Raw genomic sequence first — 25,992 nt, forward strand, 5'->3', positions numbered from 1 at the left:
AATTCATGGACAATCAGACCCTAACTAATATCCTTGACCGGGTTGCCAGCGGCGAACTTAGCGTGGATGCCGCCCAAAACCGGTTTAAACATCTATTTTTTGAAGATATTGGATTTGCCCACATTGATCATCACAGGTCCCTTCGGAAAGGGTTCCCCGAAGTCATTTTCGGCCAGGGAAAAACCTGTGAACAAATTTTAATCATCCTTGAAAAAATCAAGGCAAAAGAAAATATTGTCCTGGTTACCCGGCTGAGCCCTGAAAAGGCCGGACCTGTTCTGGAAAAATTCAGCAATGCCCAATATTTTGAAGATGCCCGCCTGCTGCGACTTCAACAATCGCCTCCGAAAATCACAGGTTCGGGTACCATATTGATCATGTCGGCCGGGACCTCGGACATTCCCGTGGCAAGGGAGGCTGCACTGACGGCACAGGCCATGGGCAACCGGGTAGAAACCTTATTTGACGTGGGTGTGGCAGGGATTCACAGGTTGTTTGCCCACTCAGATCTGATTGAACAGGCCAGTGTCATTGTGGTGGCCGCAGGCATGGAAGGTGCACTTCCCTCAGTGGTCGGCGGCATGGTTCAGGCCCCGTTGATTGCCGTACCCACCAGTGTGGGATATGGTACCAGTTTTAACGGAATGACAGCATTGCTGGGCATGCTCAATTCGTGCAGTTCAAATATAGCAGTGGTTAATATTGACAATGGATTCGGAGCCGGTTATATGGCCTCATCCATCAATCACGTGGCAGCCCCTTTATAAATTTTGTCTCATTGAAATGGCGCTCTCATTTCCCGGATCAATTCTGAGGGTTCTGTTGCAAAAAATATTTCCAGGACAAAGAGATCGTTCAGGCGTAAAATTTACGCAGCATAAGAAAACAGATTTTCGACGAATTCTTTCTGCTTTAAAATTTCTCCCTTCCTGATATTTTTAACTTGTCCTTTTCTGATCATGTTCATAATTTCATAGCCTTTTAGCGTCCGCCAGGCAGAATGAAATGTCTTGAACCCCATACCAGCTCTGACAAGCTTTTTGATAAACCGGTGGTCTTGCTCAATAATATTGTTCAGATATTTATTCTGTCTTAGGATACAGTCCTTATTCAGAAGCTTTTTTTCTTTCAAAGCCTTTACTGCCGGAGGATATGCAGGATTTCCGTCAACACTCAGAACCCGAGGTCTGGAGCTATTGGAAGCTCGCAGCATCTTTTTAAAAAATCGTTTGGCAGATTCCATATTACGTCTGCTGCGAAGAAGAAAATCGATGGTATTTCCACGGGAATCGACCGCTCGGTAAAGATACTTCATTTTCCCCCGCACCTTGATATATGTTTCATCAATACGGTAAGAATCATTTGATTGCCGCAGATACTTCCTGCTTCGCTTTTCCATTTCAGGAGCATAGCGCTGAACCCATCGGTAAATGGTACTGTGATCCACAGACAAGCCCCGTTCTTGCATCATCTCTTCCAGATTCCTGTAACTCAGTTGATATCTCAGATACCAGCGAACATTCAACAGGATGATTTCTTTTTCATAATGACGCCACTTGAAAGGGTTTTCATTTTTCATACTATCTCTCTGCAAATAAATTAGTGCCAAAATGGACTTGTATCAGACATTAATAATTTTTTGCAACAGAACCCGTCTGCTGCGAAGAAGAAAATCGATGGTATTTCCACGGGAATCGACCGCTCGGTAAAGATACTTCATTTTCCCCCGCACCTTGATATATGTTTCATCAATACGGTAAGAATCATTTGATTGCCGCAGATACTTCCTGCTTCGCTTTTCCATTTCAGGAGCATAGCGCTGAACCCATCGGTAAATGGTACTGTGATCCACAGACAAGCCCCGTTCTTGCATCATCTCTTCCAGATTCCTGTAACTCAGTTGATATCTCAGATACCAGCGAACATTCAACAGGATGATTTCTTTTTCATAATGACGCCACTTGAAAGGGTTTTCATTTTTCATACTATCTCTCTGCAAATAAATTAGTGCCAAAACGGACTTGTATCAGACATTAATAATTTTTTGCAACAGAACCCGGAAAATGGGTATGGTTCTGCCCGTGCCCCTGAGGCTGACCTCTCTGTGGGGGGATTTTCGGGCAGAAAACCAGATCGTTCCGTCCCGGCTTTGGAGTAATTTGCCCTTGTCGGCCATGGACTGAACCGCCGCTTGAACACCCGGCGCTTTGAAAAAATCTTCCCGGGTTCTAAGACTCAGTTCTGCTGCGGCGCAGTCAATGTGCTGACTTAAAATCACAGGGTTTTCAGGATTGATCAGAGCAGTTTCCTGGGGCATATTAAAAAAAACATCAGGATGATGAATAAAATACTGGTCCAGGGCATCCTCGTGTCCGATGAGCACCATGGCCGAATCATGTCCCTTTCTTCCGACTCGGCCTGCTCGCTGCCAGGTGGACATCATGGTGCCGGGATAGCCCACAAGAATGCACAGATCAAGATGTCCAATATCTATGCCCAGTTCAAGGGCCGAGGTTGACACCACGCACAAAAGGTCTCCTGATGCCATTTTTTTTTCAATCTCCCGCCTTTCTTCGGGCAAGAAACCTGCCCGGTAAGCGCAGATTTTATCTGCAAAGGATTTTGCCCTTTGACAGGCCCAGACCGCGATCAGCTCGGTGATCTTTCGGGATTGGGTATATACGATGGTCTTAAGATTTCTGTGCATGGCCGCATGTATCAAGGAGATAGCGGTTTGGGCGGCCCCTTCAAAGCCTTGCATGAGCAAGACCTCTTTTTGGCCCATGGGGGCGCCCTGGTCAGCCACCACTTCAACCCTGAGCCCGGTCAGATTCCTGGCCAGCTGGGAAGGATTTGCAATGGTGGCAGAACAAAAGACAAACACAGGATCAGATCCGTAAAACTGACAGATGCGCAATAGGGTTCTGTTGCAAAAAATTATTAATGTCTGATACAAGTCCGTTTTGGCACTAATTTATTTGCAGAGAGATAGTATGAAAAATGAAAACCCTTTCAAGTGGCGTCATTATGAAAAAGAAATCATCCTGTTGAATGTTCGCTGGTATCTGAGATATCAACTGAGTTACAGGAATCTGGAAGAGATGATGCAAGAACGGGGCTTGTCTGTGGATCACAGTACCATTTACCGATGGGTTCAGCGCTATGCTCCTGAAATGGAAAAGCGAAGCAGGAAGTATCTGCGGCAATCAAATGATTCTTACCGTATTGATGAAACATATATCAAGGTGCGGGGGAAAATGAAGTATCTTTACCGAGCGGTCGATTCCCGTGGAAATACCATCGATTTTCTTCTTCGCAGCAGACGTAATATGGAATCTGCCAAACGATTTTTTAAAAAGATGCTGCGAGCTTCCAATAGCTCCAGACCTCGGGTTCTGAGTGTTGACGGAAATCCTGCATATCCTCCGGCAGTAAAGGCTTTGAAAGAAAAAAAGCTTCTGAATAAGGACTGTATCCTAAGACAGAATAAATATCTGAACAATATTATTGAGCAAGACCACCGGTTTATCAAAAAGCTTGTCAGAGCTGGTATGGGGTTCAAGACATTTCATTCTGCCTGGCGGACGCTAAAAGGCTATGAAATTATGAACATGATCAGAAAAGGACAAGTTAAAAATATCAGGAAGGGAGAAATTTTAAAGCAGAAAGAATTCGTCGAAAATCTGTTTTCTTATGCTGCGTAAATTTTACGCCTGAACGATCTCTTTGTCCTGGAAATATTTTTTGCAACAGAACCTAATTTCTCCTAACCACTGACTGCAAGGCGATTCTGCCTTGCAGGCGTCTATCCATGATGAACAGGGGAGATCGCTTTGGCGCTGCAAAATGTTTTGACTTTATCTTAAAAAACGTGATAAATAATAGACATATATTATAAACTTCAGATGCCTATATACGTATAAAGATTCGCCGCGGACTTTGCCCGATAAAAGTATTGACCTTGTTCATATTTTAATCGCCATTTTTCCGAGACAATCAATATGGACCCGAATGAATACTAAGGGGCTGTAACCGTGCATTTAACTTTGACACAAATTTTTATTAAAAAGAACCTGTGTCACCCCTGAAAATCAGGGCACAACTATTTCACAAAAGGTATAGCTAAAGAATAAAAGGCTTTAACCTCTTACAGACCCAGAGGAGATACGCATGAGCGATTTTTTAAGAAATCTGAGAAGTTCCCACAAAAAAGAGACCCCTGCCCAGAGGAAAAAGATGGATCCCCATTTTTATCCCCAGCCTGACCGGCGTATAATCCAGGACAGGCGACTTACCCAACCGCTTCCGCAATCAAAGGATAACACTGATGTCAACCGGCAGATCAGTGATATCCTGCCCATGATTTTAGACAATTCAACCCTCATCGCCGAACAGGTTGAAAAAATGGCCACAATCAACGAGATGATGGTTGAATCCAGAATTCGCCAGTACAATGCTGTGGCAGATTTTTTTGAAGGCCTGGGACAATTGATCCGTGAGACACCTCGGACAGGGATGCACAAGCCTCCAAAGGCGACAACCAGCTATACCTCAGGCACCCACTACACAAAAGACGATATCTTGTCCATCATCAATAAAATGAGGGACGAAGGCACCACCTTTGCCATTATTGCAGAATACCTAAAAGAAAAGGGCATACCCACCTTCTCCGGCAGGGGAGAGTGGCATGCCCAGACCATACACAGACTCTGCAAATAGATTATTGGGTTTTAAGCCCCTTGATAATCAGGTTAAAGGCGATTTTCAGCGTGGGTTTGACAAAATCCTTTTCATCGTTGAGCAATCGTTTGGAATCCACCCATAAAACCACTCCGGCATAGGTGGCCCAGAGCACATCAGCCAGGGCCACTGGATGCTCTTTAATAAAAATACCGGTCTCAATCCCCTCCTTGACCACAGAAATAATGGCGCCATGGGCCCTGGAGGAATATTTTTTAAGTTCCTGCATGACCTCATCGGAAAGATTTTGAAGGGTCTCTCCGGACTGAAGGTGAAAAAGATTAATTAAAATACTTGAGTCATAGTCATAAACATCGATAAACACATCGCGAAATCGGCCGATCTTCTCCTCAACTGAAATGTCCTGACTCACCACCTTTTCAATCTCAGCCCCGAGATGGGCCAGGATATCAATTGACAGAGAGGTGTGAAGCTCTTCCTTGTTTTTAAAGTAAAGATACAGGGTTCCTGGACTCAGTTCCGCCTTGGAGGCGATCTCTTCCATGGTGGCAGAGTTGAACCCTTTAATGGAGAACACTTCCCGGGCCGCCACAAGAATTTCCTGGCGGCGACGTTCCTTTTCCCTTTGTTTTCGTTCATATATGCCCATACCGGACCTCTTTATTTTTTGAACAGCATTCATAAACTACACAACAGCACAGATAGATACAAAACTATGGTAAAAATCTCAAGGAAAAGATGAAAGAAAGAAAATTTAATCTGATTTTTAATTTATTTTTTCTAAACTTTTACCAAGGACCGTCTCTTTTGTATTCACATCCAGGCCTTTTTCGACTATTATAATCAAAAAAAAGGAGAGGTAAATATGACTAAAGCAACCTATTGGGCTGATTCCTACGTGGATAAACTATGTTCCGCCCAGGAAGCCCTTCAGCATATACGTCCCGGGCAAAGGGTGTTTATCGGATCTTCATGCGGAGAACCCCAGCACCTGGTCAATGAACTGTCCGAAATTTCCTCTAGATTTACCGACCTTGAAATTGTAAGGCTTTTGAGCATTGAAAGCGGCCCGCTCACCCTCATTGCCAACCAATCCCATTCCCAACAATTTAATATCCGTTCCTTTTACCTGGGGTCAGGATCCCCGAGTATTATTCGGAAAAACCAGCGGTTTATCACCCCGGCCAACCTCTCCCAGATTCCCCATCTGTTCAAGTCAGGACTCATGCCCCTGAATGCCGCCCTGATCCAGGCATCTCCCCCGGACGATTTCGGATGGATGAGCTTAGGGATTTCCGTGGATATCAACCTGTCCGCCTGTGAAAGCGCAGACATTGTCATCTGCCAGATCAACCCCAATATGCCCAGGGTCCTGGGAAGAAGCTTTATCCACGTCAATGATGTTGACCATATTGTAGAGCACGAAGAAGATCTGCTCACCATACGGCCGCTGCCCGAGCTTGAAACCGCCAATATTATTGCCAGACATATTTCAAGACTCATTGAAGACGGATCCACGCTTCAAACCAGTCTCGGGGTAACCAATGAGGCCACCATGGTCTGTCTGGCTGAAAAAAACGATATCGGCATCCACTCCCAATACCTGTCCAATTCCATCATGCGGCTGTTTTCCATCGGGGTGATCACCAACAAACGAAAGGGATTTAACGACGGAAAGCTTGTGGCAGGATCTGCCGTGGGGTCAAACCTGCTCTATGAATTTTTGGATGACAACCCCTCCATTGAATTCCACCCCTCAGACTATATCAACAATCCCGGGATCATCGGCCGCCATAACCGCGTGGTGACCCTGAACACGGCCATTGCCATTGATCTTACAGGCCAGGTCGCGGCAGATGCCCTGCCCTTTAACAATTACACCGGCATTAACGGACTTTTGGACTTTACAAGGGGCGCTGCCATGTCTGAAAACGGGAAATCCATTCTCATGATGACCTCGACCTCAGATCACGGCCGGCAAAGCCGTATTATTCCATCCATGGACAATACCGCAGTGGTGGTGCCAAGGGGAGATGTCCAGTTTGTGGCCACGGAATACGGGGTGGTAAACCTGTACGGAAAAACCCTCCAGGAAAGGGCCATGGCCCTGGTCTCCATCGCCCATCCCGATTTTCGGGATGAGCTTTTTGCCAAGGCAAAGGAACTGGACCTCATTGACAAGGAACGCAAATTCAAGCAGGCCATTAAAGGGGTCTACCCTCTAAAATACGAAGAACACATGGTCATCAACGGGATCGCTATTACCATCCGTCCGGCCAAGCCCGTGGATGAAAGAAGCATTCAGGAACACTATTACACCATGAACAGAGGAGACATTGTCTCAAGATTCTTCCACGAGAAAAAAAGCTTTGTCCATGACCAGATCGAAACCACCTATGAAATTGATTATATCAATGATCTCACCATTGTGGCCACCATTGGAGAGCTTGGATTTGAAAAGATTGTTGCCGTGGGCGAATATTTCAGCAACACCATCATTAACATGGCCGAGGTGGCCTATTCCGTGTCCAAGGAATACCAGGGCATGGGCATTGCCAAAATCCTTCAAAAAAAACTGGCAAGGGCAGCCATTGACAACGGCATCAAGGGGCTGATTGCCTACACATCCCCCCAGAACAAAGGAATGATCCGCCTTTTTAACAAATTGCCCTATGAAATCAAGACGGAAAAGGATGATGATATGCTCATCCTCAACTGCCTGTTTTCAGAACCGGCGGACAAGGAAAATCCCTCCATCCAGTCGATCATGCCCATGGGATAGACAAACCGGTTAACCATAGGTATTTAAAATAAGACAAGATATAAAATGGCTGTGATCGAACAGCCATTTTTTTGTCTTGGATATGTTTTATTTTCTAACCAACAGGGCCACAGATTCAATGTGATAGGTATGGGGAAACATGTCCACGGGTGTGACTTCCAGCACAGCATACCGGGTGGAAAGCATTTCAAGATCCCGGGCCAGGGTGGCAGGATTGCACGAGACATAGACGATTTTTTCAGGAGAATGGGCAAGGACCTGGCCCACCACATCTTTGTGCATGCCCACCCGGGGCGGATCTATGATCATCACATCCGGTTTTTCAGGAACCTTGTGCAATACATCCTTGATATCCCCTTCAAAAAATTCGCAATTGTCAATTTGATTGAGACGGACATTTTCCCTGGCATCCATGACCGCAGAAGGGACAATTTCAATGCCATAGACTTTTTTGGCCTGATTGGAGAGCCAGATGGGAATGGTACCCGTGCCCGAATAAAGATCCAAAACAATTTCAGATCCTGTCAAACAGGCATAATCTCTTACCTTGGCATACAATTTTTCACAGGACCGGGTATTGGTCTGGAAAAAAGAGTTGGCGGAAATTTTAAACTGAAAATCCCCAAGCTTTTCCATGATATGATCCTGGCCGTGGATGAGAATTTCCTCTTTGCCTGCAGAAACCCCGGATTTTGAATCGGTGATATTGTTCATGACCGAACCGATATTGGGATACTTGTCAGCTAAAAGCCGGCCAAGTTCAGATACCACATCCAAATTTTTTTCCCGGGTCACAATATTGACCATCCAGGAATCATGGGCCACGGAATGGCGCAGCATTAAAAACCGCCAGAACCCCTCGTGGTTTCTCAAATGATAGGCAGGCAGGCCAGAGGCTTTGATAAAGGTTCTGACATCATCTAAAATCTGGTTGCCCATGGCCGGCATGATTTCGCATTGCCGGATATCAATGACCTTGTCAAAGGTGCCCGGCACATGAAGACCAATGCCGAAATCCTTTTTTATATTTTCATCAGCCAGTTCATCCGGCATGAGCCAGCGCTGGGATGAGCAGGAAAACTCCATCTTGTTCCGGTACTCGTAAATGGGGTCCGAGGGGATCACATCCAATACCCTGGCATCCTTGAGCCGGCCGATATGGGCCAGGGATTCAGTGACATGGCGTTTTTTATATTCAAGCTGCCAGTCATAGGGCAGCTGCTGCCACTTGCATCCCCCGCAAAAATTACAATAGGCACACCGGCCCTGTTCCCGCAGAGGGGAAGGGGTTAAAATTTTGATCAGTTTTCCCTCTGCCCAGGATTTTTTTTTCTTTACAATTTTGACAAAGGCAAGATCGCCTGGCACACATCGGTCAATGAACACGGGAAACCCGTCCGGTTTGGCAAGGCCCTTGCCGCCAAAGGCCAGATCAATTATTTCCAGCTCATATGTTTTTCTTTTTTTTACAGCCATTTTAGTATATATTTTACCTGATTTTATTCTTCAATTAACAGTCAAGTTTCTATTATAAAACAGATATTCGTACAGGAAAATTAAAATAAAAACAAGATGAAAACCATAGATACTCAGTTTAATGCAGATACGCTTGTGCTCAAAGGAAAACTTCATTTGCCTGACACCCCGAATCCTCCCCTTGTTGTGGGCTCCCACGGCCTTGAAGGCACAATGAATTCAGCCAAGCAGCAGGTTCTGGCAAAGATTTTACCTGAAAACGGAATGGCTTTTTTCCGTTTTGACCACCGCGGGTGCGGCCAAAGCCAGGGCGACTTTGTCAAAGATACCTCCCTGGATCTGAGGACCCGGGATCTTGCCGCTGCCGTGAATCATCTTATGGGGCTCGGCCTGACCTCAAACCACCTTGCCCTGTTCGGATCAAGCATAGGCGGGGCCACCTGCATCAACTCCTGGGAAACGCTTGAACTCATGGGAAGGCCTCCCATGGGCGGGGTGCTCTGCGCATCCCCTGTGAAAAGCCAAACCATTAAAAACATCCCCACCCAGGCCAATGGCAACCGCCCGGCCCTGCCCATGGCCTTTTTTGAAAAAAACCTGCTCTTTGACATTCTGGGCAAGGCCAAACACCTTCACCATGTTATGATATTTCACGGGGATAAAGATGAAATTGTGCCCATATCCAATGCCCAAGACCTGTTTAACACCATTCAGTCTCCCAAAGAGCGAATTATCCACAAAAACGGAACACACCAGATGACCCACCCTTCAGATCAGACAGATTTTGAAGTCCGGGCCCTGGCCTGGTATCAACAGATTTTTAGTCTTTAGCCCGAAATTTTCATAACCTGAAGGTCAGAAACTGACAATTAGGGACAACTGGATATTAATATCTTTAAATACAGCAGGTTATAATTGATTACCAAGCCAATTCCAAGGGGGGCCGCCTTTAATCTTGGGACAGTTCTCTTCTGAGCAATTCCAAAGCCGTGGCTGCAAACAATAACTTGTTTTTTGCCCTGTCCCCGGTATTCAGGACAAACCTGCGGCCAGAGGCCCCGTCAGGGCCTGCCACCCCGATACAGACCGTTCCCACAGGTTTTTCATCGCTTCCGCCGCCCGGCCCTGCAATGCCTGTGGTGGACACGGCCCAATCTGATTTTCCGGCCTTGCGCGCCCCTTGGGCCATTTCAACGGCCGTTTGCTCATGGACGGCCCCATGGGCCTCCAATGTGGATGGGCTTACCTTTAAGATATCCATTTTTGCCGTGTTGGCATAGGTAATGGCGGAAAATAAAAAATAATCAGAGGCCCCGGCCACATCTGTAATCAAATTTGCAATCAGTCCCCCGGTGCAGGACTCGGCAATGCTCAGGGTCTGCCCTTTTTCGGCCAGAAGGCGGCCTGTTTCCTGGGCCAGGGTCAATCCCTCGGTTGAAATCACCTTTCTGCCCAACTGAGCCATGACCCAGTCCCTGGGGGCTGCCATCTCCTGGTCAGAGGCATGTGAAGCCATGATCTTGACCTCGATCATGGGAAACCTGGCCCTGAATCCCAGAACAAATCCGGGAAATTTTAAGGCAAATTTCTCAAGCTTGGATCCCACCATTGACTCGGCAAGTCCAAATACCATGAGACGCTCAATTTTAATTTGGCCCGAATCTCCTGTCATCTTGCGCAGATCGGGCCTGATCACCATCTTAAACATCTGCTGCATTTCCAAAGGCACCCCCGGCATAAAGAAAAACCGGCATTGGGCAATTTTCATTTCAAACCCGGGCGCTGTTCCCCAGTCATTTTCAATCACCCGGGCATCTAAGGGCAGCATGGCCTGTTTTTCATTGGCCTTGGAAAAGGGGTATCCTTTTTTTTTAAAATAGGATTTCATGGAGCTGAGGGCATGGAGGTTGAGTTCGATATCCTTGCCTGCGGCCACAGCGCAGGCCTGGGCGGTCAAATCATCGCAGGTGGGCCCAAGGCCTCCTGTCACCAGGCAGATATCCACCCTTGCCCCGATGGCTTTAAGAACGGAACTGATCTTTGACAGATCATCTCCCACTGCCGTGATCCGTGACACGGCAATGCCTGCATCCTTGAGCCGCCGGCATAAAAAACGGCTGTTGGTATCCGTGATATCTCCGAGCAGGACCTCGTCTCCTGTGGAAAGAATTTCTGCAATCATTTTTCTGTCTCCAAATCGTTGAAAAACATGGCATGGTTGGATGAAAAAAAGGCAGGATTTTTCCTGAATCGAGACCCCACCCCCAGCTGTTTTTTAAATTCTTTGTCTAAAAAGGATTTCACATGGCGGCGGTCCCATCCCTTGGGATGATCAAAATTCAAATACAAGGACAGGTCCCCATGGTAAAATTCTGTTGTTTTAAGCCCCTTTGCATCCTGACTGAACTTGGGCAGGTTAAATACGGCAAGGTTGAGATAATCCATATTATTCTGGTGAACTTTGACATAGTCAAGGGTCTTTTTCGCAGCTGCCTCATCTTCAAAGCTGGTGCCGAACAGCAGATAAACAAAGGTTAAAATCCCTGCCTTTTTGAGATTTTCAAGGGTCTTGGATGCCAAAGACAAGTTTGTACCCTTGCCCATTTCATCCAAAACATCCTGGTCACCGGATTCAAGGCCGAGCTTGAGCATTTCACAACCGCTGTTTTTTAAGCCAAGGCAGAAGTTCAGATCTGCAAAATCCCTTTCAAACCGCACAAATCCGTACCATTTAAAGGGGAATTGTCTTTTGGACATGACCTTTAAAAGCGCCGGGGTCACGGCGTTATCAATAAAATGGACGACCTCAGGCCCATGGTTAAGACCTAAAGAATCCAGGTCCTGGATTACCTTGGAGGCCCGCTGGGCACTGTAGGGTCTTGTCTCGGCCCGTTCAGGACAAAACCGGCATTTGCTCCAATAACAGCCGATGGATGCCCTGAAAGGCAGAATCCGGGCCGGCGCAATATAGTCATGATTGTCAACAAATTCATAATCAGGCACATAATGTTTTTTATCCACATTGCCTGCCCCCAGCAATTTCAGCAAAGGCTGCTCCCCTTCTCCGGGGATCATCACATCAATGAGATCTGAAAACGGATTGTTAAAGTCCGGCCGGCTCATCCAGGAGGAGATCAGTCCGCCTCCCATGACCAATTTTTTTTCAGGAAAATTTTTCTGGATCCAGCCGGCCAGGGCAAAACTGACCAGGGCCTGGTTCAAAAAACAAAGGGATATTCCCACCCAGGGGCTATCCCATGAAAGGATCAAGGGCCTGATTTTTTCCTCAAAAAAGGGGTAAAAGGGATTTTCTTTAAAGGTTGCAGCACTTGTGAGCAGCCCCTTTGAATCCACCGAGGAAAGCTGATTGTCCGAGTAGTCACTCAGGGTGATCCTGAACCGGTTTGGATCGCAGGACATGGTCAGCAGCCGGTTTAAATCATAGACCCGCTGATGGTAGCGGTCCATATTCTTATACAGGCCCGGGTCTTTCAAATCCCCAAAAATGGCCTCTTTATTTTTCAGCGCCCTCCGGGTCCAGGAATCATCTGCCTTGACATCTGAAAGGCAGACAGAATCAATCAAAAAGCGCAACCCGTCAACATTGGCATCAAAGACCTTGCAGTCTATGTTGTTTGATTTGAGGGCCGATGAAAGCAGGGCAACCCCTGCCGGGGGTTCACAGGGCTTGGCAGCCGGGGGAAATATTAAAAGCATGATAAAGCATCGTTTCCGTCATTCCGGTTAAAATCGCCCTTTTGTATCATATTCTGATTCAATTCACACCTTGAATTTTCACTCTCTTTACCCGGATGGGTATTACCCATGCCGGCGTTTATCTTCATCCCTATGTGCAAGCTGTCGGCCATCATCTTTGCAACCTGCTGGCCGTCATCCCCCTTAAAAAGAAAAACCCGTTCCGTTTCTTTAAACAGAAACATTTGTCTTGACAATCGGCCAAAAAGCCTTTAATTTACCCTTTAACAGATCAAAAAGGCAGAGAGGAAAAAATGAACTTCATTGGATGCAAATACCACCTTAGATGGCAAAAAAACTGGCAGGCAATGCCTTGCTGGTTTTTGCTGCTGCATCTTTTTTCAAACAGGATCTGACCTTAAAAGATATTAGCTGCAGCAGCCGAAACCCAACCATGGTGCTGTTGCAGTCCCAAGGCTGCATAAAAGATTATGCCGGCCTTTTTTTTTGATGCTTTGTTTAGGAAAAACCCAATGATTTTAGATCAACTCCCCGATAAAACTAATTTTATAAAACTTGCACGGACCGCCAATGTCATCCCTGTGGCCACACAGGTTTTGGCCGATATGGACACCCCGGTCTCCATCCTTGAAAAATGCTATGACAAAAATAAAGAATGCTTTTTACTTGAAAGCGTTGAAGGCGGGGAACGCTGGGCCAGATACAGCTTTTTAGGGGTATCTGCCTTTGGCCATATCAAGGTCTTTAATACCCATGTTCAGGTCACCACGGCCCAGGGCTGTGAAAAAATAGAACACAACAATGATCCTTTAGGGGTGATGCGCAAAATTGTCAAATCCTATACCCCTGCAGATATTGCTGACCTGCCACGGTTCTGGAGCGGGGTCACCGGATATTTCACCTATGAAATGGTCTCTTTTTTTGAAGATATACCCGTGTCCCTGCCCGATGATACCCCCTATGGTCACTTTATCATCCCCGAACAGATGGTGATTTTTGACAATGTCAAACAGACCATGACCTGTCTTAATATCTGCTATCTTACAAAGGATGTTGATCCCGGTGCGGAGTATGAAAGGGCAAGACAGGCACTGGACTATCTGGTTCAAACCATAAAACAGCCCGTTGCCCCCAAAGCATATCCCCCTGCAGCCGAGGTGAGTTTAAGCCCTGTAACCCCTTCCGAACAATATATGGACGGGGTCAATAAAATCAAAGACCATATTGTACAAGGCGATATTTTCCAGGCAGTCTATTCCCAGCCCTTTGTCTGCACAACGGATGTGGATCCTGTGCTCATTTACAGGGCCCAGCGGTATATCAACCCCTCTCCCTATATGTTTTTCATGAATTTCAAAGAGCGGGTGATTGCAGGTTCCTCCCCTGAAACCATGGTCCGGCTTGAAAACCACGTGGCCACCCTGCGGCCCATTGCAGGCACAAGGCCCAGGGGCACAACCGAGCAGGAGGACCGCTTTTACGCCGACGACCTTTTAAATGACGACAAGGAAAAGGCCGAGCATGTCATGCTCATCGATCTGGGACGCAACGATCTTGGCAGGGTGGCCCAGGCCGGAACCGTCCAGGTCACCGATACCATGGTTGTCGAACGCTACTCCCATGTCATGCACCTGGTCTCCAATATCACCTGTGATTTAAAACCCGAGGCAGATGCCTTTGACCTGTTCCGGGCCACCTTTCCTGCAGGCACCCTGTCAGGGGCCCCGAAAATCAGGGCCATGGAAATCATCGGCGAACTTGAGAACCGCCCCAGGGAAATCTACGGCGGGGCGGCCGGATATATTTCCTTTACGGGGAACATGGATTTTGCCATAACCATACGCACGGCAGTCATGGAAAAAGGAAGGCTCACGGTCCAGGCAGGGGCAGGCATTGTCCATGATTCAGACCCCGAAGCTGAACTTGAAGAATGCATTAACAAGGCCAAAAGCGTGGAAACCGCCCTGAAGCTGGCCCTGTCACAATCCTAAGGGAGAGTTGTCATGAAGGTTGTTATTATTGATAATTATGATTCCTTTACATTCAACCTGGTCCATTATGTACTGAACACCGGGGTGGATGTAGAGGTATTTCGAAATGATAAAATATCAGTTCAAGAACTTGAAACCATGAACCCAGGCGCCATTATCATATCACCCGGACCCGGACGGCCTGAAGATGCAGGCATCTCCCTGGATCTTGTAAGAAAGATTTCAGGTAAAATTCCCATTTTAGGGGTATGCCTTGGCCACCAGACCATTGCCCAGAGCTTTGGAGGCACTGTGGTCCATGCCAAATCAATCATGCACGGCAAAACCTCAATGGTCAAAGCAGACGGAGAATTTATTTATACGGGCATTAAAAAACCATTTTCAGTCATGCGCTACCATTCCCTAGCTGTCCGGGAATCTGACCTGCCCGACTGCCTTGTGGTAACCGCCAGGACCGATGACGGCGAAATTATGGGCATCAGGCATAAAACCCATCCCACCCAGGGAGTTCAGTTCCACCCGGAGTCATTTATGACCACCGTGGGCAAACGGCTTGTCCGAAATTTTATCAAAGGAGTATAAGATGAGTTTTACCTGTCACCTGAACAAAATCATTTCAGGACAGAACCTTGACCAGGACAGCATGGCAGATATGCTGACCCATATTTTTTCAGGAAAAATCACAGAAGCCCAGATCGGGGCCTTTATGGCAGGCCTTGCCACCAAGGGGGAAACCTTTGAAGAAGTGGCAGGGGCGGCCCGGGCCATGCGGCGCAAAGCCGTACGGGTTCAGACCCTGGCAAAAACGGTCATTGATATTGTGGGCACGGGCGGAGATGCCTCAGGATCCTTTAACATTTCCACCACCACGGCCTTTGTGGTGGCAGGGGCCGGCATCACGGTGGCCAAACACGGCAATCGAAGTGTTTCAAGCAAATGCGGATCAGCCGATGTGCTTGAAGCTTTGGGCGTCAATCTTGGGGCAGATCCTGAAATTGTTGAAGAGGCCATCAATGAAATCGGTATCGGGTTCATGTTTGCTCCCATGTACCACGGGTCCATGAAATATGCCATGAAAGCCCGTACAGACTGTGGTATCCGAAGTATCTTCAACATGCTGGGACCTTTGACCAATCCTGCGGCAGCCTCCTGCCAGCTGCTGGGGGTATATGCACCCGAACTCACGGAAATGTTTGCAAAAGCGCTCAAGCTTTTAGGGGTACAAAAGGCATTTGTGGTCCACGGCCACGACGGTATGGATGAGATCACCACCACCGATCTTACCCGGGTGACCGAACTTGATGACGGAATGATCAAAACCTATGATATTGATCCCTTAAACTATTTTGACGACTACAGCGATCCCAAAGACCTGCTTGGCGGGGATGTGCCCTATAATGCCAAAATTACCCAAGCCATCCTCAAGGGAGAACAAGGTCCCAGGCAGGATGTGGTGCTGCTCAACGCTGGTGCCGCTCTTGTTGCGGCAGATGCAGCCCCCAACATTGAAAAAGGCATCGCCCTGGCCAGAACCTCCATTGAATCGGGCAAGGCCTTTGAAAAACTGGAACAATTGGCAGCCTACACCCGGGAGAACAGCTAAAATGGAAGGTTTTCTCAAAATAGTCGTAGATGCAAAAAAGCAGGAAATCGCCATGGCCAGGGCATCCATCCCTTTGACCGCTGTGCGCCACGATGCCGAGCATGCCAAATCTCCTGCTGATTTTCTGGCGGCCATGGCCCAAAGCCACAGCCAGGACCCCGGCATCATTGCAGAAATTAAAAAAGCCTCCCCGTCCAAAGGGGATATATATGTGGATCTGGATGTGCCAGCCTATACCCAAACCTATACCCAAGGCGGTGCCAGGGCCATTTCAGTACTCACTGAACCCCAATTTTTCAAAGGCAGTCTCAATGACCTTGAAATTGTGTGTTCCCATACAAATCTTCCGGTGCTGCGCAAGGATTTTATCTTTACCGAATACCAGATCTATGAAGCCAAACGGGCAGGCGCATCCGCCCTGCTCTTGATCACCACCCTGCTCTCCCCTGCCCAGCAGGCAGAATTCACCCTCCTTTCAAGGGAACTTGGAATGGAGCCTCTCGTAGAGATCAATTCGGAATGGGAATTTGAACAAGCCTATACGGCTGGAGCAAAGGTGGTGGGCATCAACAATAGAAACCTTGCGACCCTGAAAACCGACCCTGATGTTGCCAAACGGGTGGCAAAAATATTTCCCAAGGATGTTATTACCGTGGAAGCGTCGGGCATAGGTGCACGTTCGGGCATTGAACAGGGCCTTGAAAAAAATATTTTCAACTTTCTTGTGGGAGAAAGCATTGTCAGGGCAAAGGATCCTGAAAACTTTATCCGGACGCTCAGGGGAAAAAGGCCGACACCCCAGCCATGAAACCAAAAAATCCACACCCGTTCTTTTTAAACAAGACCCGACCCCTTGTCAAAATCTGCGGTCTTACCCAACCTAAAAATGCGCTGGCATGCGTCCATGCCGGCGCTGACATGATCGGCCTTGTCTTTTTAAAAAAAAGCCCTCGAAATATAGAGTTTGACAAAGCAAAACAGATCACCTCGGCCCTGCCGGTTTCAGTCCTGGTCTGCGGGGTGTTTGTGGATGAAGATTTTGATACCATCATGCAAACCGTGGAAGGCACAGGAATTCAGGGGGTACAGCTCCACGGCAGCGAGCCTCCCCTTTTGGCAGAACAGCTTTCACACCAGGGGCTTGTGGTGATCAAGGCCTTTTTTGCCGCCCGAAAACCAGATTTCTCCCTTGTTAAAACCTATGAATATGCTGATTTATGCCTGGTGGAATACGGAAAAGGGGTGCTGCCCGGTGGAAACGCCGAGACCTGGGATTACGGCCTGACACAAAATCTTACCCCCCAGGTTCCCCTGATGCTGGCCGGAGGCCTGAGCCCTGACAACATAGGGCAAGCCCTGGCCCAGGCACCCCCCATGGCCGTTGATGCCTCCTCAGGTGTGGAACTCTCGCCCGGCATCAAAGATATACCCAAAGTGCTTGCCTTTGTTGAGGCTGCAAAAGCCTGCCCCATGCAAAGAGTTTGGTAATTTAACAAATTCACACCCAAAACAATCAATCCACGGCAAAAAATAGTGTGGGCCCCACGGTATCAACATACCCCTTGATGATTCCGGGCAATTGATCATTTCTGGAAGCTGAGGTTGCGTCAATTGAAAAAATCAGTAAAAATCAAGGTCTTTTTTTTCAAGTAAAACCTGCTGATAATATTCAATCAGTATACTCACAATTTTTGGATCAAACTTTTGTATCTGGGACGCCTTTTTTGAGGCATCCATATCTGAGTGGAATATATTTATCAGCGCTTGAATATCTAATTTTTCCCTGAAAGGGGGTATCTGAAAGAATGGAATCTATGGCATTGGCAATGGCGACAATCCGGCATTCAATGGGTAACTTTTCTTTTGAGGGATTATCTTCAAACGACTCTTTTGTATCAGAATCATTAAAATAAGATCCTGAATATTTCACAAGATATGCAAATGATCTCAGTTCATGAATGCTTTCCATGATTGAACAGCCCAAAGAGCTGACCAATCGGTTAAACACCCGAGTTTCATTTCTGTTCAGCTCTCGAATACTTTTGGTCGGATCAATATAGGCCTTTACCTGATCATTGAGAGCATGTTTGCCGATGTCATGCAGCAGGGCAACGATCACGGTTGTTTTTTTCTGCTCAAAAGTGATTGTCTGAATTTTACCCGACTCATTTTTCTCAATATGTTTATTGATCAAATCAATGATATGAAGAGAGTTGATGGCCACCCTTTTTGAATGATCAACCAAATACTTATCACCCATTTCAATTTTATAGATTGCATAGTTAAACGGCAGTGTTTTTTGCTCGATACGGTCCAAAGCATTCATTTGGACCCCGATCTCTTTTTTATAACGGGAAAAAAGAGTTTGGGGAATCAAGGCCCTGTTTTCTAATGATTTTAAGCTGTCAATGGAATAAATATAAATCGGGTCTTCCTTGCCTTTGACCCGGATATAATTTTTTGTTTTGTTGATAAACTCTTTTTGGGGTAAAAGCGCATTAAAGTTTGGTCCAATCAATAAGGGCTGTTCCACAACCCTATCAAAAATTGAATAATTATTTCCTTTGTCCGTAATCCTGGATGCCACATTTACAGTATCGCCAATGGCATCTATCCTGCCGTAAAAATCAAAATCAATGATAATAGAGCCAAACTCAGCCCCGCCCTTGATAAATACCCTGTGTTTTTTTTCTTGGGTTAAAATCTTTTTTGCAAAGAAAAAATGGTTCAGCCGAATCATATTTTTTTGGGCCATGTACATAAACCGAATGACATTTTCAGCCCATAAAGATTGCTTGAATTTTTCCGCTCTATGAAGGGTTTTCTGATCAAACCGGTCTTTGTGGGTTTCAAACCAGTGCGTGTATTTCAAAATAAACGGGTTTAAATTCGTGTGGTTTGAAATCTTTTGTTTTAAACGGATAAAGGTGTCAAGGGTGATTGGGTTTATCCCAAACGGATCTGACGGAGGTTGGGGCTCGGTTGATAATGCATCCATCCCAAACAAAGACATGATTTCGTCCCCGACCGACTTGACATAAATGCCGCCATAGGCATTTATCAATCGAATATGATCTTCTTCCCAGGCTTGTAGAATTTTTTTGATTTTATCATCTCCCAATGCCTCACTCAGCCTTGTATATTCAATGATATCAAAAAAAGCCACAAAGCGTTTTTGGCTGCCCAATAATTTTTTCTGATCGGTTTCTGAAAAAATCTTTGCCAACTCCTGGCGCTGCAAACGATTGATTGAAATGATGGTATGGCGGACGATATTTTCCAAAATAAATTCGTCTTTTTTAGAAAACCCATGGGGTGATGCACTGTTTAAAAGGCTTATAACACCGAGCAATTGATTGTCCCCATCAACCAAGGGCAGGCATAGGATGGATTTTGTTCTATAATGATTTAACTTGTCAAAAAAGCGGTCAAATTTAAGGCCCTTATATTGCTTGCCAATATCGCCATAGGCATCGGCAATATTCATTTTGATTTTATGAAATCCGCAGTATCCGGCAATGCTTTTATTATTCAGCGGAAGTGTAATCTTTTTAACGGGCATGCCATAATAAAATTCAGAATAAAGTTCATTCATATTTTTATCCAACAGATACAAGGTACACCTGTCGGCATTGACAAGCTGAACTGTTTTTTCAACGATCAAGGATAATACCTTTCTCATGTCCTCAAGCGAGTAAAGTTCAAGGGTAAAATCCATAAGCGATTGAAATATTTTTTCTGTCAACGGATTGTTCAAACCCATATCCTTTTTTCCATTCAAACGTTAAAATACGATCACCAAAAAATTTACAAACTTGCCCTTGGAATGATCTGCACTGATGAATTAAAACTAAAGATATTCTTTTAAAAAAAGCCGGACAACTTTTTTTAAACAGGTCTTTTTAAATCTGTCTTTTTAAAAATCAGCGGACAAGAATATTGTTGCCCGGATAAATCTTGTCCTTTGCAGAAAGGTTGTTGAGCTTTCTTATGGCGGTCACCGATATTTTATATTTTTGTGAAATAAACCAAAGAGTCTCTCCTTTTTTCACCGTATGAAACAAGGATTTACTGGGCTTGGGCTGGACACTTGTTTTTTTCACAGACACGGCAGGCCGCTTAACCGGAGCTGAGGAGACCTTGTATTTCATGGCGTCCATCTTTTTTTCAAGTGTTGCCATCCGTCCGATCAATGCGTCTAATTTCACACTCATTGCCGTTTCAAGCCGGCTCACCCGCTGATCAAGCTCTGACAGTCCCTTGGGAGAATTTGCAGCCTGGCCCTGGGTGGAAGACGCTGAGATCATCCGGGCCATTTCAACTTCCAAATCCGCCACCCTGGTTTCCATGGCAGCGGTTTTCTGTGCTGGATGGGCCGTTAGATCCTTGGCTGACGATTCCTTTTGGGTTAAATTTTCATCCGACGCCCTGAAAAAAAGAAAAAAAACAAGGATCGTAACCACCAGCGCCCCGACAATAATCAGGGTGAACTCATTTTTTTTAAGCAATGATCCCCCATAATCCGGGGCCTCTGCCTTTTTTTCTGATTGGTGTTCCTGCCGGTGGTGGGTATTTTTGACTGAGGCTTGGCCTTTTGTTTCATCCTTGCAGCTCCTGTGATAAGAATTTCTCGCCTTGTCTTTCATATCATCTGGGCCTTATTTTTCAACCCATAACCCAAATTTACCCATGGATTTTTAAGACGGAAAAAGGATTGAATCACAGGTTTTAAGTGTGATAGAGTCGCAATTAGGATACCGACCCAAACCCTTAGGATATATCTATGAATTCAAAATTGATTCTCGTTGCCTTGTTTTTTTTCGTCATGACCATGATTCCTTCGGCCATGGCCCAGTCCGGCTTTACCAACAAACTGGGCATGCGCTTTGTTTTCATCCCCCCAGGATCCTTTGTCATGGGAAGTCCTGAAACCGAACAGGGCAGGCAATGGAACGAAACCCAGCACCGAGTGACCATCAGTAAAGGCTTTTACATGGGTGAAACCGAGGTCACCCAGGGAGAGTGGAACCGCCTGGTCTCGCCCAATCCCTCTTCTTTTAAGCTGGGAGATGCCTATCCTGTGGACAATGTTTCATGGCAGGATGCCGTAGCATTTATTGAGTTTCTCAATCGATGGGAAGGCACAAACAAATACAGCCTGCCAACGGAAGCCCAGTGGGAGTATGCCTGCAGGGCCGGAAGCACCACAGCCCTTTCCTCAGGAAAAATCACCACCTTTTCCTGCAATACCCCAGAACCTGCCCTTATTGACACGGCATGGTATTGTTACAACTCAGGGCTTGCCGGGCCTGCAAGGGATTTTAAACCCCATCCTGTGGGCGTTTTAACCCCCAATGCCTGGGGATTGTACGACATGCACGACAATGTCCAGGAATGGGTCCAGGACAGCTGTAAATGGCGGCATTTCTGGAAAGCAAAGGTCGGGGTTGTCACCCGCACCTATGTGGACAAGATCATAGATCCCCTTGAAACCAAAGGAGATCACCGGGTGGTCAGGGGAGGCGGCTGGTACCAGACCAGCAAATACCAGCGGTCTGCCTACCGGACCTATTATAAACCCATTGCCCGGAAAAACAGCTTGGGCTTCAGGATCGTCAGGAAGAAATAAGGCTGTTTTTACCTGAACTTGTCAATCGGGTCCAAACCCAGATCCCGGCCCCCAGTAACCCCAAGTCACGGACCAGCAATCCCACTGCACTGGACTGGTCATGGGTGCTGCCAAAGGAAAAACAGCCGCAGTCAAACTGATATCCTCTCAACAGATTAAAGGAGATCAGAAGAATAAAGCCCAGCAGCATGGCATTGATGATGATAAGGGCAGAACGTTTATACCGGCCTGCAATAAGGCAAATTCCTGCAAGAAGCTCCACAAAGGGCAGGCAGATGGCCATCAGATTGATCCATTTGCCGGGAAAGACACCATACCCGTAAAGAATCTTTGCAAACTGGTCCGGTGCTGCGATTTTATGCCCTGAGGCATAGATAAATGTTCCTCCCAGAACCAGGCGCAGGGCAAAAATAATGATCTTTAAATATCCATGTTCAGCTTTCATCGGCTTCCACCTCAAATCCCATCTCTTTCCACTCGCGAAATCCCCCGGCATAGACCTTTACACTGACAAAGCCCATCTGGATGAGGCGGGAGGCAAAGGCATGGCTGTCCTGGCATTCAACCCCGGCACAATAAACCAATACCGTATCTTGTTTTTTAATCAGGTCCAAAAAAAAGGACAAGGCCGTGTCAAATTCATAAAGGGGAAAGGAAACTGCCCCGGGAATATGGCCCATCGCATAAATATCGGCCCGCCTGACATCCACTAAAACAGCGGTTTTCGCCTGGACCATCCGTATTACCCGCAAAGGATTATTAAGCTCGTCGGCAACGAGATGATTTTCCTGATTGGATCCGGCCATGACCACACCGGTATCAGGATCCCACTGGCCGAACAGGGCAATGCCATGGGGAGAAATCCAATTCACTCCGATTCCAAGACCCATAGCAAGGCCGATAATCAACACACACCCTTGAATATCTTTAAAATTCATGACACGCGTATTACAACCTCTTGCTTATCGCCTTAAAGGATTGGACCCGTTTTTGAACCACCATGAGCATCAGCCATTTTTCCATGAGCCGGGCAATCTTTTCCCGATCAAACAAAGGCGAGTCTGAAAAGCGTTTGGCCGCATCCTGGTTGAGCAGGGCAAGGATCTTTTGAATATCTTTTTTAGGTTCTGAATATTCTTTTTTTTGTACGTTTCCATCAAGGGCCATTTCCACCCGTTTGACTGCGGCCCTGACTTCTGCGCCGCCTTTGAGCACATCATCATCCAATTTTTTATAGGTATCCAGTGCATCCTGAAGATATCCCTGGGTTTCATAGAGACGTGCAAGTTCAATACTGGCAAACTTATAGCTCATTTTAAAGCGTCCTTTGGCTTTACCTTTTCTTTAAATATGAATTCATCCGGATCGGCCATTTCGTGTTCATGCTTTGCCAGATGACGTATATATTCAATATCATGTTTAAGGCTCTTGATTTCTTTTTCTATTTTCCGGTTCTGTCCGGCCTCAAATTCGGCCTGAATTTGAATGCGTTCTTCGGTCTTTTTCAGGGCCTGGTAATCCATCACCCCTTTGGTGGAAAAAAAAATCATTCCCAGCAATACAAGACAGAGGCTGATTCCAAAATAAAAACACAATTTTTCAAGACTGGTCATTTACGCTTAACCATCTCCTTTAACAAGGTCATTTCAGAATTTGCAAAAACCATTGCCCCTAAAAAATAATGCCGGTAAAAATGGTTGCAACCAACCCGGCAGCCTGAACAATCATCGTTCCTTGCATCCAAAATGTCCATATCCAGCGTACGAGAAAAAACATTATACCAGAGATAAAAACAGCTCTGCAAGCAGAAACAAGTATTCGGGTCAGCCTGATGTGAGCCAGAGAGCCGATCAGCAAAATTATAAATCCTGCCACAGAAGAAAGACAAACAGACAGGGCAAGGCCTTCCACTCCCAAAACATCGGCCAATACCCGAACCAGACATAGATTGGTAACAATGGTGACCATCCCTGCTGCAAATGGCAGCCAGACGTTTGACAAGGCCTGGTGAAAGCTTGCAAAAATCCGGGTTCCGGCAACGGCCCACAGCCCTGCGGCCAGAAAAAAAAGGCAGCGTCCCGTATGGGCAACGGCCAAGGAATCAAAGGCCCCCCTGCCGAACAACACCGCCACAATCGGCCGGTTTAATGCCATGATCCCTGCCATGGCCGGAATTGTCAAAAAAAACACCAGCCGGATACCCGCTTCAAAGGCCGGTTGCACAAGGCCCAGGCTCTGGGTGGCGGCCCTGCCGGCAAGCAATGGGAAAAAGACCGTGGACAGGGACACGGCAAACAATGCCAGGGGAAGCTGAACAAGACGCTCTGCATAATAGAGAAAAGAGACAGCCCCCGGAATCAGGGTTGAGGCCCAAAGGCCTGCAACCAGAATATTGACCTGGAAGGCTGCCGCCCCCACCATTGAGGGAATTATATTTTTCAAGGTTTGGATCACACCGGGATGGAAAAATACAAAGTGTTTAAAGTCCAGCATCTTGAATTTTATCAAAGACGGCAGGTGAAACACCAGCTGGGCAATCCCGCCCAGGGTCACGCCCACCCCGAGAGCCAGAATCTTGGGGTGAAACTTGTCGGCCAGAAACAAGGCCGCCCCGATCATGGTCAGATTCAGTAGAACAGGGATGAATGCCGGGACATGAAAACTGCCCAGGCTGTTGAGGCCCCCCATGGACAAGGCAACCCCGAGAATGGTCAACAGATATGGCAGCATGATTTTAAATAACAAGGCCCCAAGGGTCACGGCATAAAGGTCCTGGGCATACCCCGGCGCAAGGAGCTTGATGATTGCCGGGGCAAAATAAAAGCCCAGACAAATCATGCCGGCAGAGAGAGAAACGATGATGAACACGGCGGAAAGAAACATGGAAACCGCCTGATCTTTTCTGCCGCAGGCCAGGTAGGATGAAAACACAGGGATAAAAGAAACGCTCAACAGGCCCTCGGACATCATCTTTCTGAGCAGATCAAAGGGCCGAAAAACAATAAAAAAAACATCAGAGGTAAGGCTGGCACCAAAGACAAAGGCAATCAATGCATCTCTGATCATCCCCAGAATCCGGGAACACAGGGTGATGCCGCTGATGGAGGCTGCTTTTCGAAAAAAACTTACCACAGGTTTTCCTTGACAATGACCATTAATCCGTATATGTTATCGAATTTGAAATATGCGTCATTAAATTTAATTCACTAATTATATGAAGGAGCTAGACCAAGTTGGCTAATCATAAATCCGCAAAAAAACGTGCAAAACAAAGTCAGGTCAGACGGATGAGAAACAAATCCGTCAAAACCGCCCTTAAAACCCTGGAGAAAAAGCTGCGTGAAGTCAAAACCTCCGGTGAAAATGCAGAAGAGCTCATGAGACAGACCCAGTCTGCCATTCACAAAGCCGCTAAAAAAGGCATTATTCACAAGAAAACCGCTTCCAGAAAGATCTCAAGACTTTCCAAATTTGTAAACGCATAAATTGCGGGCAATGGCCTTTCATTAGCACAGCCGGTCCAGACAATTAAAAACAGGAGTTATACCTGAATTACGGTATAACTCCTGTTTTGTTTTAAAAGTTGCTCAGCATCTGACTGACCAGGCGTTCGGCCACACGCTCTGCAATGGTATCCACGGCATCACGCTTGTTGGATTCATCATTTATTGTATCTGTGGACACGGTATAAGATTCTTTGGCTGAGAAATCTTTGACCGACCAGGTAATCTTTCCGTCAGGATCTGTCAGCTTGACATCCACGACGGCGGTCACCTGTCTTTCCGTAACATTTTCCGTTGAGGATCTGGACAGGGTGGAAAAGGTAATGGACTGAATCACCCCGGTGATGCTCTGGACCGTACCTGCGGTATCCACCACCCGGGTATCTGACTTTTCCGTAATTTCCCTGATCATTTCATTGGTAAAACTCATGCCGGCACGGGACTGGGCACTGTTGTTTTCAAACACGGCCACAGAAACCCTGGACACGGTTTCGTTAAGATACCCTCCCCCGGCCAGGCGGTAGCCGCAGCCGGCAACCAAGAAGCCTGCCGCCATCACCAATACAATTTTTTTCATCCAACGAAATCTT

26 protein-coding genes and 1 pseudogene are annotated in these 25,992 nt (G+C 46.6%); 12 read left to right on the forward strand and 15 right to left on the reverse strand.

Going from position 1 to position 25,992, the window contains the following annotated elements:
• Window positions 1-5: 5 nt before the first annotated feature.
• A complete protein-coding gene (larB, locus tag HUN05_17370; protein WDP86676.1) occupies window positions 6-767 on the forward strand; it encodes a nickel pincer cofactor biosynthesis protein LarB in 762 nt (253 codons plus the stop codon).
• 101 nt (window positions 768-868) lie between these two features.
• On the opposite strand, the gene HUN05_17375 is transcribed toward larB, so the two are convergent.
• The 3 genes and pseudogenes from HUN05_17375 to HUN05_17385 form a co-directional block, all read right to left on the reverse strand.
• Entirely contained in the window at window positions 869-1,579 is a 711-nt protein-coding gene (locus HUN05_17375; protein ID WDP86677.1) for an IS6 family transposase, read from the reverse strand.
• 72 nt (window positions 1,580-1,651) lie between these two features.
• Window positions 1,652-1,984 (reverse strand): annotated as a pseudogene (locus tag HUN05_17380) (IS6 family transposase).
• Between the two features lie 42 nt (window positions 1,985-2,026).
• Entirely contained in the window at window positions 2,027-2,974 is a 948-nt protein-coding gene (locus HUN05_17385) for a hypothetical protein (protein ID WDP88116.1), read from the reverse strand.
• A 19-nt stretch (window positions 2,975-2,993) separates the two neighbouring features.
• Here HUN05_17385 and HUN05_17390 point away from each other — a divergent pair, with 19 nt between their 5' ends.
• Entirely contained in the window at window positions 2,994-3,704 is a 711-nt protein-coding gene (locus HUN05_17390; GenBank protein WDP86678.1) for an IS6 family transposase, read from the forward strand.
• A 466-nt stretch (window positions 3,705-4,170) separates the two neighbouring features.
• Entirely contained in the window at window positions 4,171-4,719 is a 549-nt protein-coding gene (locus tag HUN05_17395) for a hypothetical protein (GenBank protein WDP86679.1), read from the forward strand.
• A 1-nt stretch (window position 4,720) separates the two neighbouring features.
• Here HUN05_17395 and HUN05_17400 read toward each other — a convergent pair whose 3' ends face one another.
• Window positions 4,721-5,350, reverse strand: a complete 630-nt coding sequence (locus HUN05_17400; GenBank protein WDP86680.1) for a TetR/AcrR family transcriptional regulator — start codon at window positions 5,348-5,350, stop codon at window positions 4,721-4,723.
• Window positions 5,351-5,566: 216 nt separating this feature from the next.
• Here HUN05_17400 and HUN05_17405 point away from each other — a divergent pair, with 216 nt between their 5' ends.
• On the forward strand, window positions 5,567-7,483 hold the full coding sequence (locus HUN05_17405) for a GNAT family N-acetyltransferase (protein ID WDP86681.1): 1,917 nt from the start codon (window positions 5,567-5,569) through the stop codon (window positions 7,481-7,483).
• 87 nt (window positions 7,484-7,570) lie between these two features.
• Here the strand turns inward: HUN05_17405 and rlmD are convergent, their stop codons facing one another.
• Entirely contained in the window at window positions 7,571-8,959 is a 1,389-nt protein-coding gene (gene rlmD, locus HUN05_17410; GenBank protein ID WDP86682.1) for a 23S rRNA (uracil(1939)-C(5))-methyltransferase RlmD, read from the reverse strand.
• Window positions 8,960-9,055: 96 nt separating this feature from the next.
• On the opposite strand from rlmD, the gene HUN05_17415 reads away from it, so the two are divergent.
• The gene (locus HUN05_17415) at window positions 9,056-9,790 is read left to right on the forward strand and encodes an alpha/beta hydrolase (GenBank protein WDP86683.1); all 735 of its coding nucleotides are present in this window, start codon (window positions 9,056-9,058) and stop codon (window positions 9,788-9,790) included.
• 118 nt (window positions 9,791-9,908) lie between these two features.
• Here HUN05_17415 and HUN05_17420 read toward each other — a convergent pair whose 3' ends face one another.
• Both HUN05_17420 and HUN05_17425 read right to left on the reverse strand, forming a co-directional pair.
• Window positions 9,909-11,141, reverse strand: coding sequence for a CinA family nicotinamide mononucleotide deamidase-related protein (locus HUN05_17420; GenBank protein ID WDP86684.1), 1,233 nt, complete (start codon window positions 11,139-11,141; stop codon window positions 9,909-9,911).
• Window positions 11,138-12,676 carry a radical SAM protein gene (locus HUN05_17425; protein WDP86685.1) on the reverse strand — a complete coding sequence of 513 codons (1,539 nt, stop codon included), beginning with the start codon at window positions 12,674-12,676 and terminating at the stop codon, window positions 11,138-11,140. The genes HUN05_17420 and HUN05_17425 overlap by 4 nt, the downstream gene beginning before the upstream one ends.
• A gap of 512 nt (window positions 12,677-13,188) precedes the next feature.
• Here HUN05_17425 and HUN05_17430 point away from each other — a divergent pair.
• The 5 genes from HUN05_17430 to HUN05_17450 are packed head-to-tail and all read left to right on the forward strand — an operon-like array spanning window position 13,189 to window position 17,758.
• The gene (locus HUN05_17430; GenBank protein WDP86686.1) at window positions 13,189-14,667 is read left to right on the forward strand and encodes an anthranilate synthase component I family protein; all 1,479 of its coding nucleotides are present in this window, start codon (window positions 13,189-13,191) and stop codon (window positions 14,665-14,667) included.
• 12 nt (window positions 14,668-14,679) lie between these two features.
• Entirely contained in the window at window positions 14,680-15,249 is a 570-nt protein-coding gene (locus HUN05_17435) for an aminodeoxychorismate/anthranilate synthase component II (protein ID WDP86687.1), read from the forward strand.
• A 1-nt stretch (window position 15,250) separates the two neighbouring features.
• Window positions 15,251-16,270 carry an anthranilate phosphoribosyltransferase gene (trpD, locus tag HUN05_17440; GenBank protein ID WDP86688.1) on the forward strand — a complete coding sequence of 340 codons (1,020 nt, stop codon included), beginning with the start codon at window positions 15,251-15,253 and terminating at the stop codon, window positions 16,268-16,270.
• A gap of 1 nt (window position 16,271) precedes the next feature.
• Window positions 16,272-17,078: an indole-3-glycerol-phosphate synthase gene (locus tag HUN05_17445; GenBank protein WDP86689.1), complete on the forward strand. Its 807-nt coding sequence runs from the start codon at window positions 16,272-16,274 to the stop codon at window positions 17,076-17,078.
• Entirely contained in the window at window positions 17,075-17,758 is a 684-nt protein-coding gene (locus HUN05_17450; protein WDP86690.1) for a phosphoribosylanthranilate isomerase, read from the forward strand. Before HUN05_17445 ends, HUN05_17450 begins: the two co-directional genes overlap by 4 nt.
• A gap of 208 nt (window positions 17,759-17,966) precedes the next feature.
• Here the strand turns inward: HUN05_17450 and HUN05_17455 are convergent, their stop codons facing one another.
• Both HUN05_17455 and HUN05_17460 read right to left on the reverse strand, forming a co-directional pair.
• Entirely contained in the window at window positions 17,967-20,027 is a 2,061-nt protein-coding gene (locus HUN05_17455; GenBank protein WDP86691.1) for a GAF domain-containing protein, read from the reverse strand.
• A gap of 166 nt (window positions 20,028-20,193) precedes the next feature.
• The gene (locus HUN05_17460; protein ID WDP86692.1) at window positions 20,194-20,916 is read right to left on the reverse strand and encodes a LysM peptidoglycan-binding domain-containing protein; all 723 of its coding nucleotides are present in this window, start codon (window positions 20,914-20,916) and stop codon (window positions 20,194-20,196) included.
• A gap of 137 nt (window positions 20,917-21,053) precedes the next feature.
• Between HUN05_17460 and HUN05_17465 the strand changes: the two genes are divergently transcribed.
• Complete coding sequence (locus tag HUN05_17465; protein ID WDP86693.1) at window positions 21,054-21,899, forward strand: formylglycine-generating enzyme family protein; 846 nt, start codon at window positions 21,054-21,056, stop codon at window positions 21,897-21,899.
• On the opposite strand, the gene HUN05_17470 is transcribed toward HUN05_17465, so the two are convergent.
• The 5 genes from HUN05_17470 to murJ are packed head-to-tail and all read right to left on the reverse strand — an operon-like array spanning window position 21,886 to window position 25,031.
• On the reverse strand, window positions 21,886-22,395 hold the full coding sequence (locus tag HUN05_17470; protein ID WDP86694.1) for a DoxX family membrane protein: 510 nt from the start codon (window positions 22,393-22,395) through the stop codon (window positions 21,886-21,888). The genes HUN05_17465 and HUN05_17470 overlap by 14 nt on opposite strands.
• On the reverse strand, window positions 22,334-22,837 hold the full coding sequence (locus tag HUN05_17475; protein WDP86695.1) for a rhodanese-like domain-containing protein: 504 nt from the start codon (window positions 22,835-22,837) through the stop codon (window positions 22,334-22,336). Before HUN05_17475 ends, HUN05_17470 begins: the two co-directional genes overlap by 62 nt.
• Window positions 22,838-22,847: 10 nt before the next feature.
• Window positions 22,848-23,213: a hypothetical protein gene (locus tag HUN05_17480; GenBank protein WDP86696.1), complete on the reverse strand. Its 366-nt coding sequence runs from the start codon at window positions 23,211-23,213 to the stop codon at window positions 22,848-22,850.
• Entirely contained in the window at window positions 23,210-23,512 is a 303-nt protein-coding gene (locus HUN05_17485; GenBank protein WDP86697.1) for a septum formation initiator family protein, read from the reverse strand. The genes HUN05_17480 and HUN05_17485 overlap by 4 nt, the downstream gene beginning before the upstream one ends.
• Before the next feature lie 58 nt (window positions 23,513-23,570).
• The gene (gene murJ, locus HUN05_17490) at window positions 23,571-25,031 is read right to left on the reverse strand and encodes a murein biosynthesis integral membrane protein MurJ (GenBank protein ID WDP86698.1); all 1,461 of its coding nucleotides are present in this window, start codon (window positions 25,029-25,031) and stop codon (window positions 23,571-23,573) included.
• Window positions 25,032-25,132: 101 nt separating this feature from the next.
• On the opposite strand from murJ, the gene rpsT reads away from it, so the two are divergent.
• Complete coding sequence (rpsT, locus tag HUN05_17495; protein ID WDP86699.1) at window positions 25,133-25,384, forward strand: 30S ribosomal protein S20; 252 nt, start codon at window positions 25,133-25,135, stop codon at window positions 25,382-25,384.
• Window positions 25,385-25,475: 91 nt separating this feature from the next.
• On the opposite strand, the gene HUN05_17500 is transcribed toward rpsT, so the two are convergent.
• Window positions 25,476-25,979, reverse strand: coding sequence for a hypothetical protein (locus HUN05_17500; protein ID WDP88117.1), 504 nt, complete (start codon window positions 25,977-25,979; stop codon window positions 25,476-25,478).
• Window positions 25,980-25,992 lie beyond the last annotated feature (13 nt).

The sequence above is a fragment of the Desulfobacter sp. genome, from assembly GCA_028768545.1.
In the GTDB taxonomy this organism is placed as follows: Bacteria; Desulfobacterota; Desulfobacteria; order Desulfobacterales; family Desulfobacteraceae; genus Desulfobacter.